Source organism: Nonomuraea sp. NPDC049400 (assembly GCF_044466425.1).
In the GTDB taxonomy this organism is placed as follows: domain Bacteria; phylum Actinomycetota; class Actinomycetes; order Streptosporangiales; family Streptosporangiaceae; genus Nonomuraea.
Genome location: NZ_JBITMP010000113.1, coordinates 1 through 9,796, shown reverse-complemented (window position 1 = coordinate 9,796; position 9,796 = coordinate 1). Strand labels below are relative to the sequence as shown.

Below are 9,796 nucleotides of genomic sequence, written 5' to 3'. Positions count from 1 at the left end.
TACCTTCATGATCTCGCCTCGCCACCACGACGTTCACACCTGACCGCCACCACACCAGCCCGTTCTACCTGCGGAAACAGGATGGAACTCTCTCATTGGGAGCCTCTGCACGCGGGCGCACATGTCGTTGAGGACGTTCTACCAGGTGTTCAAGACGAAGGAAGATCTGCTCGCAGCCGTAATAAGCCGATGCCTGGACGATGTGGTCACAGCCGTAGCGCGCCGACTGGAGACACCCCCAGCCAAGGGTACGCGCTGGCCGAGGCGGCAGTGCGGGCGTATACCGAGCACGTGACCAGCGATCGGCGAAGGTATCGACTGCTTCACGTGGAGATGCGTCACCTCGCGGGGCGGGGAGCATGGGGAGATCCGCTGGTGATGATCCTCAAGGAGACGTTGATGGGCCGGTTGGAATGGCGGGAAACGGAAGCACGGCTGATCGTGGAGGCGTTGGCGGGGGCGGTGCCTGCGGTGCTGGGCGAGTGGGAGCGAGACAACACGATCAGCGTGGAGCAGGCGGTGAAAACGGCCAGGCAGTTGTGCTCGGTAATCCTGTCGTCGGCTGAGGCCATCCAGATCGCGGCGCGCATGGAGGCCGCGACCGCCTGCAATAGTCCCCCGAGCCTGAATCGAGCCCTGGCGGAGTGGTGCTTCTCTGGGACGCCACCCCGTGGGTGAGGGCGTAGGAGCCAAATGTTCCTCCCAGCGCCGGCGGTTACGCTCGGCCAGCGCCGGAGGGAAATGGCGCTCGTGCCCATCGGCGAGGACTCACTGCTGCTCGTGCTGCCCTCTTCCACCCACCCATCGGACGCGGGCCGTGCGGGACGGACATAAGAGCGTCGACGGCGGACGGAGGACATTGGGCATGCTCTCTGCCGTCGCACGTGCGCGCGAGTCCGACGGTCGACGAGCACATGCGTGCTGCCTGCCCAACCGAGGCGGGCTGGGCCCTGTCAGCCCTTGGCGCAGGTTCGGTGGCTCGACGGTGGTGAGCAGAGACGTGTCACTCGTCAAACGCCCCACTCAACCGGATGCGGGCGGTACGCCTCTTCCAGCCGGACGCGATCGGTATCGGACAGGGCGATGTCCATGGCCTCGACGGCCTCGGACAGCTGCCGCATGTTCGAGACGCCGATCACCGGCACGACGTTCGCCGGATGGCGGATCACCCAGGCGAGGGCGACCTGAGCGGGCTGCGCCCCGATGTCCCGCGCCACCTCGCACAGCCGGTCCACGACGTCGAAGTCGTTGTCGTGGTAGTACATCTTCTGGGCGAGCCCGTCCGTCTGCGCCCGGAGGGTGCCGTCGTCCCCACGCCGCCGGTTGCCGGCGAGGAATCCGCGCGCCAGCGGGCTCCACACCGTCACGGCGATCTGCTCGGCCGCGCACAGCGGCAGCATCTCCCGCTCTTCCTCGCGGTAGATGAGGTTGAGCTGGGCCTGCATGTTGGCGAAGCGGGTCCATCCCTCGCGGTCGGCGATGTAGAGCGCCCGGCACATCTCCCACGCGAACATGCTGGAGGCCCCGACATAGAGGACCTTGCCGCTCCTGACCACGTCGTCGAGCGCTTCGAGCACGACCTCGATGGGCGTGCCGGGATCGAGCCGGTGCAACTGGAGCAGATCGATGTAGTCGGTGTCGAGCCTGCGCAGCGCGTCGTCCACGCCGCGCAGGATCCGCTTGCGGGAAAGGCCGCGTTCGTGCGGCCGGTCGCCCATGGGGAGACCTATCTTGGTGGCGATCACGACGCTGTCGCGCACTTTCATGTCGTTGAGCGCGCTGCCCAGCACGGTTTCGCTCTGCCCGGCGGAATAGGCGTCGGCGGTGTCGAAGAAGTTTATCCCGGCCTCGTAGGCGGCCTGGATGAGCTGCGTGCACTCGGCGGCGTTCAACACCCAGGGCCGCCATTCGGAGGAGCCGAAGGCGAGGCAGCCGAGGCTGAGCCGGGAGACGCGCATGCCGGTCCGGCCGAAGCTTATGTATTCCAAAAGGTCACTTCCTTGAGACAGTTCTCGGATGGAGCACCGCAGGGGGGCGATAACCAGCGCGAGATCACTATCAGGCCGGTGGCCTGCATGACCTATCACCCAAGCGGGAGAGGCGTATAGACACAGTCACAGCGATAGGCCGAACCATGGGAATGACCCACCGTGGCGGTCAATTCACCCATGTGGGCATCGGATCTCGTTCGCTTGCCGACACGTTCGACAGCCTCCATGTTCGTCACTCTTCGGTGGAGACTTGCTCTTGCTCGGGTCGCCAGGGCGGTGTAGAGGTCAGCAACATCCTCAGCCCGGCGCCCTCGTAGGTGAATGTCGAGCCCTTGGGGACGATGACGAGGTTGCCCTGTTGGCAGCGTTGCTGCCGATCATCGATGTGGAACCAGCCGTGACCTGCGAGCACGTAGTAGACGAAATCGCACTCTTGCTGGCAGAGCCAACCGGCAAGCGGGCCGTCGATCTCGACGATGAGATGATTGCCGCTCCGCAACAAGCCACTCGAGTCGAAAACCTTACCGCGATGCCCTAGCTTCTCGAAGGTCCATTCTTGCGGCTCGCGGAACACGTGGGTGGTCATTGTTCGCCTCTCGGTTCTGTGAAGATTTGGTAGAGCTCTGCCCGCGTTAGGCCCGCTTGTAGGGGTATTTTGGATGCACATGTCTGACTTCGCGGCGAGGCGGGGCCCGGGGCTTCTCCTACATCCCGGCCTCTCGACCTCCGCCTTGCGGTGCCTGCACGCAGCATCCCCGATCGGCAACGCTCATAATGTCCGGCGTTAGACGTCAATCCGAAAATATTTCTGCCCTTTTTCTGACGTCCTTCGCGATGCTGGCCCAATGTCCGCTATGTTTGTGGTATCCAGAACATGTACACACGCCTTCCGATGGGACAGTCAATGGCTAAACAGATTCAGGAGATCCTCATCGATGACGTCGATGGTGGAGAAGCCAATGAAACGGTCAGTTTCGCGATCGATGGCTCCTCCTATGAGATCGATCTCAGCGACTTGAACGCCAAAAAGCTCAGGGATGCGCTCACGCCTTTTGTGCAGAACGCGCGCCGCGCGGGCGCCGTGTCCGCGCGCCGTCGTGGCCGCGGCGGCGCCCGCACGATGAGCCGTGAGAAGAGTGCAGAGATCCGGCAATGGGCCAAAGCCCACGGTCTGCCGGTCAGCGAGCGAGGCCGAATCGCGTCGACCGTTGTAGAGAAGTTCGAAACCCGTCAAAAGTGATGGTGATGTAGGAGTGGTGTCCAGCGGACTGCTTCGAAGCTGCGCAGGCGCGCCGTCGGCCGGGTAAGCCAGGCAGCGTGTCACTGACCCCCGGCCCCACCGCAGGCATCTCCGCAGCGGCGCAGGCGGCCCATTTGGCGCGTTTACACTCCTCACAGCCCTGCAGGCCCCGCACACCAAAGAAGGTCAACACAGATTTTCGGCTTGTGATCACGAGGATCACCTGGTCGCGCAGACGCTTGATGCCGGCGAGAGCCCGGCGGAGCCGCCAGCTAGATTTCATGCCACGGACCGACCTGGCTCGTCCAACCAGATCGTTTCGTGTGTCGAGGTGATGCTCAGCCCGAGCCGATCACGTCCGGGGCGCTGAGCCTCCTGCCATGACATGTACGCTGCTTCCAGGTCGTCCCACAGGCGCTCACCGGATTGCGTGACCCGAACCTCCCTTTTTCCCTCGTCCAGGGTGCCGAGAGGGTCGGCGACCACAACGGCGCCGCTGTCGTCACGTGTGCTACGCAACCGCATGACCCACCGACGGCTCCCGTCTCTGTCTTCCCAGCCGGTGCTTGTGATGGCCACATGCGGTGCTTGGGCTGTCAGCCAGATCCCAAACCCGTGAGGGATCGCCTCGTGGACCGTGCTGGGCGGGAGCCGCGGGTATGACACGTCGCCCTCACCTTCTTCGAGGGAGCCAGCAGGCGAGGCGGGCCGATTGGCCTGGATTTGGGTGCGCATCGGGATGAAGGTCGTGGCGCCATGGAAGTGTCCGATCGCGTGCTGGTCCTGGGTTACTGTCAGCCGCAGCATCTCGCCTCGCTGCCCGTGGGGTGGCATCCACGGCAGGACGATCACTCCGCCTGGATTCGTCTGCTCCAGCAGTCGTCGTGGCACGCTGGGAACTCCGCAGGTGATGTGGACTCGGGAGAACCGTTCCCGGACACCGCTGCCGAGGCTTCCGTCGCGCACGAGGGTGATGGGGTTGAATCCTGTGCGTTGAAGGTTCTGCCGAGCCACGGCTGCGAGTCCTGGGTCAATTTCGATCGTGGTCACCTGATCGCCACCGATCAGCCACGCCAGGAGCGCCGCGGTGTAGCCGGTGCCCGTTCCCATCTCCATGACCCGATCGTGAGGCATGGGGTCCAACAGGCGCAGGAGCCGAAACACTGTCGACGGGCGCGACAGCACACATGTGGGTGGGGAGGAGACGTCTGCGACATCATCGCCTTCACGCCTTGTGACCACGAGGGAGTCACGGTAGGCGGCGTTCCACCAGTCATGAGGGTTCTGGTTCCGATCGATATCGTGGCCGCCTTGGCCATCATGGGGCGGCACCCAGGCTCGAGCGGGTAGGAAGGCGTGGCGCGGTACCGCTCTGATGCCTTGCATCCACCAGTCGCCCTGCGGGCGATCGGGCCTGAGCACGCGTTCCTGGACCAAGGTGTTGACCAGACCCTCCAGGAGAGCTGGCAGCCGGGGATCAATCGTCATGGTGCACCTGAGAGCTGAGGAAAGGGCGCGCCAAGGAAGGCGCTGGGGACGCGGAGCGGTGAGGAACGGTCAAGGTGACGGGGTTCGCCTGCGACCGCTCGGACTGGTGAGGTCGCCTGCGATGAAGGTGGACTGGCCGTGAACCGAAGGATTCCGGTTCACGGCCTAATGCCTGGACCCGGACTCATGGGCGGGAACGCTGGACAGCCAGCGGAGAATCCGCCGCGCCGACGGGACCCGTGGGTGCCCGCAAGACTCCTGTTCGACCGTACGTGGCCGCTGCGTTTGCCTCATGGGGCCTGGCTGCCGGGATTTAGAGGTGCGGCATGAGCTCGCGCAGGTCACTGCGGTCGGCGCGGAACGGCTCGTCATCGGGGCGGTCGGTGTGGCGCAGGGCGACGCCGTTGTCGTTGAAGAAGGCGAGTTCCAGCGTGCCCTTGACGGGCTGGAACTCCTCATCGGCGATTTCGTACTTGTGCAGGTCACGCGTCGTGCCTTGTGTGGGTATCAATGTCGCTCAGTTCCTTTGCGATTGAGAGGGATACCAGGCGCATTTGCCCGGCTTGGGAGGCCCAGCCCGCACACTGAATTCCTTTCAGCGACGGGCTGGGGGCTTGGTGATGAACGGGTGCACATGTCCCGCGCCGAGGTGAGAGGCGCGCTTCCGCTCAAGCGGTCTTCGCCCTGTCGTGACGGACAGGGCGGGGAGGAGGGCCAGCGCGACGACAGCGTCAGCTTCATGGCGGTTGCTCAGGCGATGGCACGTTGCGAATAGGGGTGGAGGGAGAAGTGGTCCAGGGAAAGGCAACCAGAGGGGTTGGCACATCCCAGACGTGCAGATCCGGCAGTCTAGGGTCGGCGTCGGAGGTTCGGCACAGGGTGGCAGTGCAGATGTGGGTGTCCGGCTTGGTCAGCGGTTGTATGGCCGCGAGGGCAGCAGTGAGAGTCGCACCGCTGTTGCAGATGTCATCGACGAGCAAAATAGGACCGGCGAGTAGTTCGTGCCGGCGGAACGCATGCAGTGCGGTGAGGTCGCAGGAGACCGTGCCCGTGTAGCGAGTGTGGGCGAGGGACTCTTGGCGCCTGGCCGTGATGATGACTACGGGAGCGCCGAGGCGGTGGGCGATCTTCCGAGCAGGAGCCTCTCCTCTCCTACCGATGCCGACGATGAGAGGCACTGCACCCAGGTGAGTAAGGATCAACGAAGCCAAGGTCGCGATCGCGACGCTGCAGTCTTCGGAACTAAACTGCCGCATGCTGACACCTGGCCGCTTCGTGTGCCCAGCGCTGGGCACACGAGACCGTCTGCCGTGTTGGCCACCACAGTCTGCCGGCAGAGTGAGGTGTGCGTCGACTGGCCTCACCGACGCCAACTGGGCGGCACCAAGACCTTGTTCTTCGCTGCTCACAGGCTCCTCCCCTGAGCATCAGAGCGGTATTCGTGTAGATCGGGTCAGGCGATGCCACACGCGACCCCGGCAGCGGGCACCTCGGCCGGCAGTGCGATTAGTTCGTTGGGGCGTTGAGCGGCCACAGGTGAGCTGCAGCGTGTTGGTAGAGCGAAAGCGACGGCCTTGCCTAGGCGTGGTTCAAGATAGGTGTAAGCAGGGTAGAAATCGCATCGGCCATGGGTCAGCCAGTGCACCAGCTCAAGCCCTCGCCCAGATATCTCGTCAATGCCTTGGGAGATGCCCTGGCCAAGGTTTGCGAAGACCTCGGGAAGGTTCAGATAGTCGCCGCCATCGAAGATGTCACACCAGACAGGGCAGCCGTGCACGGAAAAGATTCGCATTTCGTACGGTGGCTTGCCATGTTTCGCTGCGTTCCCCGCTACCTCTGACACCGCCAAAAGCGCGTCGTCCACCATCGCATCGACCACTCCTGCTTCGCTCAGTACCTGGGCGAGCGACGAGCGGGCTTGTTTCGTGGCCCGATCAGGCCTGAGGGGCTTGACCTGGGCGCGAAGGCCGCTAAGCATGAGGGGCGTCGGCACGCCATACCTCCAGAGAACTTCTGCTTGCGAGAGCGCGGGGATGCTGGCGCGCCCAGTTCACACCAATCGCTTGCTGCTAAAGAAGGGGTTTCGGGTGTGAAGGTTGTGAAGGTTGGCCGCAGACCGTGAAGGTTGTGAAGGTTTGCAACCTCTCCTATGCGGAGGGCGGACTTGTGATAGGGGTAGCAGCACCCGTAACTCGTAGCCAGGAGGCGTCGCGATGACAGACAAACCGACCCCGCTACGAGAGATGCTGGCCCGCGCCAATATGAGTCCGCGCCAGTTCGGCAACGCCATCAATTCCTGGTTGGCCGATCGCGGTCAGGCAAATCACCGCATAGACCCCAGTTCTCCGCACAAGTGGGTGAAACACGGATATCGCCCCTATCCGCCATTCCCCGCCGTGGCCGCCTTCGTGCTGTCAGAGCGGCTCGGCACTACAATCACCGAAACCGACCTGTGGCCCCAGCGCCGACCGGCGACTTTAACAACCACGCTCACTGCCGTCGCCGACCTCGACGCGGGTACGTGCGTCGAGGAAGTGTTATCCGCACTCGTTGCGCTGACCACACAAAGCGCCGGTGTACAGGCTGAGGTCACGCCAGCTTCCGGGGCCGACTTGGCTGCAGCCGTCCTCGCGGGCCTGCACACCAGCGTGCGCTGGAAGCACCCTCGCCGCGGCGGCGAACGGGTTCTGCCTGCCCAGGTCCAGCTGATCAGCGCGCACGTGACAGAGCTGCGCCGGCTCGACGACCTCCATGGCGGCGGCGCCCTGAACCTCCGATACCTCACCGGCGAACTCCGCAACATCTTGGACTTGACGCACGCGGCCGCATGCGAGGAAGAGACGATACGGCGAGCTCTGCTGACCATCGTCAGCGATCTCGCCCAGCTGGTCGGCTGGGTCCACTTCGATGCGCACCGCTACGGCGCCGCCGAACGCTACATCCTGCTCAGCGAACGAGCCGCACGCGCCCTCGACGATATGGGCCGGACGGCCAATGCCATCGGCATGCTCGCCTACATCTCCGCCTTCGCTGGGCACGGACACGAGGCCCTCTACATCGCCCAAGCAGCCCAAGAATGCTGCACAGACGATCCTGTCCTGCGTGCCCGCATCGTCGGCCGCATCGCCACCGCCGCAGCGGCGGCGGGGGATCAGGCCGGTTTCCGACGGGCCGCTGAGCAAGCTAAGCAGCTCCTGGACTCGGCGACCAACATGCCTGCCTATCTGTACTATCTGGAGCCCGAACAGCTCGATGCCGAAGCAGGTCAAGGCCTTGTCGTCTTGGGCGAGCGCCTCACCACCTCACGGAAGCGGCTCCTGACCGAAGCGGTCGATCTACTCGCTCCCATCTCCGGCGAAGGCGCCCGCCCCCACTTCCCACGCTCAGCGTTAGTGCACGGAACATTCCTCGCCAAGGCATATCTTCTGCTGGATGAGGCGGAACTGGCCGTACAGGCCGCACGTGCGGCATTGTCGCGCCTTGATGAGGTACAGTCGCTGCGCGGGCTAGATCAACTACGGCAGTTGCGTCCGCTTTTTATCCAGCATCGCCACAACCGCAGCGTCGCTGAGTTCCTACCCCACTTCGATCAGGCAATATCACAAGCATGAGTATTCGCATGGCTGGCCTCACCTCAGACCAGTCTGATGTCCGGGCCTTGCCCTACGATCACCCCGATGCTCTCGCCTTAGTGCATGCGTTGTATGACGACCAGATGGAGCGCTACGGCTATGCGGACCCGGCCGAGGCCCCGCCAGCCTTGTTCGTCCCACCGCAGGGACTGTTTCTGGTGTCCTACGTCGACGATGTCCCAGCAGCCTGCGGCGGTTTCCGAACCTACGCTCCCCGCGCAGCCACCGTGGAGATCAAAAAGATGTATACAGCGCCACCTCATCGCGGTCGAGGCCTGGGGCAGCGCCTGCTGGAGACACTTGAGCGCGCCGCTGTCGAGCACGGAGCCCAGTGGGCCATCCTGGAAACAGGGGTCCGCAACACCGCTGCGCTCGCCTTGTATGACAGGCTGGGCTACCAGCCAACCGACCGATACATACCAGGCCGGGATCCGGCGATCAACCGCGCGTTCATCAAAGACCTGACGCACGCCAGCGGTTGAGCAGATCGCGCTCTCGTTGGGGGTCTATCCCGTGTTCGGCGTGGCGCTCGTGCGGGACCGCGATCCCTCCTGAGGCCATCCACTGCCAGGTATCCCCCACCGTCTCGGCGAGCGGCCGGCACGCCAGTCCCTCGGCCTGGGCTTTGTCTACGTTCATCTCCCAGGCTGTAGGCAACGTGCGCCACAGCGGGAGCTCTGTCCATTCACGTACCCCTTGATCGACCAGCCACTTTTCATCCACCCACACCAGTTCAGCCGTGGAACTGGTTACCTGGCGGCATGCACGCAGCATCCCGCCATAGGACTCCCTCCCGCGTGGCGCAGCAACGTTGTAGACCCCCGTGCGACCGCGCTCCACCAGATGAAGCACAAACCCGGCAACGTCACGCACGTCGATGGGCTGAATTGATCGACTCGCTGGAGCGGGAGCTAGTACGGATCCACTGCGGCGGATGCGTCGCAGCCACCATGGCAACCGCCCGACGTATTCACCCGGCCCCAAGATCACATGTGAGCGAAGAAACAACGCGCGCTCGCCGAACTCTCGACGAATCGCCAGTTCGCACCCCACCTTGAGCGGACCGTAAGCATCCGCGTCCCACCGACGCGTCCCAGGATCGAGATCAGGATCGCCATGCCACAGTAAGGATGATTCATCCACTGGCTCGTAAGGCCACCCGCAATAGACCGAAATGGTGGACAGAAAGACGAAGTACGAGGTTGCGTCGGCCACAGCTCGAGCCACGTTCCGTACCAAAGCTGGAATGGCACCCGCCACATCAACAACAACGTCCCACTGGTTGCCGCGGAGCCTGTCCAGTGGAGTTGGCCCGGTTTGGTGGACGCCTGGTCTCTGGGGAACCCTGGTCCCCGGAAGAAGGAGTCTGCTGTGCCGAACAACTATCCGCCGGAGTTTCGCCGGCAGATGGTGGAGCTGGTGCGCGCGGGAAGGACGCCGGAGGA

11 protein-coding genes are annotated in these 9,796 nt (G+C 63.9%); 4 read left to right on the top strand and 7 right to left on the bottom strand.

The window, feature by feature from the left end:
* Positions 1-327: 327 nt before the first annotated feature.
* Positions 328-678, top strand: coding sequence for a hypothetical protein (locus ACIBVN_RS59785; RefSeq protein WP_397151669.1), 351 nt, complete (start codon positions 328-330; stop codon positions 676-678).
* A 332-nt stretch (positions 679-1,010) separates the two neighbouring features.
* Here the strand turns inward: ACIBVN_RS59785 and ACIBVN_RS59780 are convergent, their stop codons facing one another.
* Both ACIBVN_RS59780 and ACIBVN_RS59775 read right to left on the bottom strand, forming a co-directional pair.
* Positions 1,011-1,988 carry an aldo/keto reductase gene (locus ACIBVN_RS59780; RefSeq protein WP_397151667.1) on the bottom strand — a complete coding sequence of 326 codons (978 nt, stop codon included), beginning with the start codon at positions 1,986-1,988 and terminating at the stop codon, positions 1,011-1,013.
* A gap of 235 nt (positions 1,989-2,223) precedes the next feature.
* Positions 2,224-2,577 carry an AraC family ligand binding domain-containing protein gene (locus ACIBVN_RS59775; RefSeq protein ID WP_397151665.1) on the bottom strand — a complete coding sequence of 118 codons (354 nt, stop codon included), beginning with the start codon at positions 2,575-2,577 and terminating at the stop codon, positions 2,224-2,226.
* A 318-nt stretch (positions 2,578-2,895) separates the two neighbouring features.
* Between ACIBVN_RS59775 and ACIBVN_RS59770 the strand changes: the two genes are divergently transcribed.
* Positions 2,896-3,231, top strand: a complete 336-nt coding sequence (locus tag ACIBVN_RS59770) for an Lsr2 family protein (RefSeq protein WP_397151663.1) — start codon at positions 2,896-2,898, stop codon at positions 3,229-3,231.
* A 279-nt stretch (positions 3,232-3,510) separates the two neighbouring features.
* Here ACIBVN_RS59770 and ACIBVN_RS59765 read toward each other — a convergent pair whose 3' ends face one another.
* The 4 genes from ACIBVN_RS59765 to ACIBVN_RS59750 all read right to left on the bottom strand — a co-directional run bounded on the left by ACIBVN_RS59765 (position 3,511) and on the right by ACIBVN_RS59750 (position 6,712).
* Entirely contained in the window at positions 3,511-4,719 is a 1,209-nt protein-coding gene (locus ACIBVN_RS59765) for an rRNA adenine N-6-methyltransferase family protein (protein WP_397151661.1), read from the bottom strand.
* A 313-nt stretch (positions 4,720-5,032) separates the two neighbouring features.
* A complete protein-coding gene (locus tag ACIBVN_RS59760) occupies positions 5,033-5,230 on the bottom strand; it encodes a hypothetical protein (RefSeq protein WP_397151659.1) in 198 nt (65 codons plus the stop codon).
* Between the two features lie 226 nt (positions 5,231-5,456).
* Entirely contained in the window at positions 5,457-5,975 is a 519-nt protein-coding gene (locus ACIBVN_RS59755; RefSeq protein ID WP_397151657.1) for a phosphoribosyltransferase, read from the bottom strand.
* 197 nt (positions 5,976-6,172) lie between these two features.
* On the bottom strand, positions 6,173-6,712 hold the full coding sequence (locus ACIBVN_RS59750) for an ATP-binding protein (protein ID WP_397151655.1): 540 nt from the start codon (positions 6,710-6,712) through the stop codon (positions 6,173-6,175).
* A 220-nt stretch (positions 6,713-6,932) separates the two neighbouring features.
* On the opposite strand from ACIBVN_RS59750, the gene ACIBVN_RS59745 reads away from it, so the two are divergent.
* On the top strand, positions 6,933-8,330 hold the full coding sequence (locus ACIBVN_RS59745; protein WP_397151654.1) for a hypothetical protein: 1,398 nt from the start codon (positions 6,933-6,935) through the stop codon (positions 8,328-8,330).
* The gene (locus ACIBVN_RS59740; protein WP_397151652.1) at positions 8,327-8,833 is read left to right on the top strand and encodes a GNAT family N-acetyltransferase; all 507 of its coding nucleotides are present in this window, start codon (positions 8,327-8,329) and stop codon (positions 8,831-8,833) included. Before ACIBVN_RS59745 ends, ACIBVN_RS59740 begins: the two co-directional genes overlap by 4 nt.
* Here the strand turns inward: ACIBVN_RS59740 and ACIBVN_RS59735 are convergent.
* Entirely contained in the window at positions 8,805-9,566 is a 762-nt protein-coding gene (locus ACIBVN_RS59735; RefSeq protein ID WP_397151651.1) for an NAD-dependent epimerase, read from the bottom strand. The two genes, ACIBVN_RS59740 and ACIBVN_RS59735, sit on opposite strands and share 29 nt — an antisense overlap.
* Between the last annotated feature and the right edge of the window lie 230 nt (positions 9,567-9,796).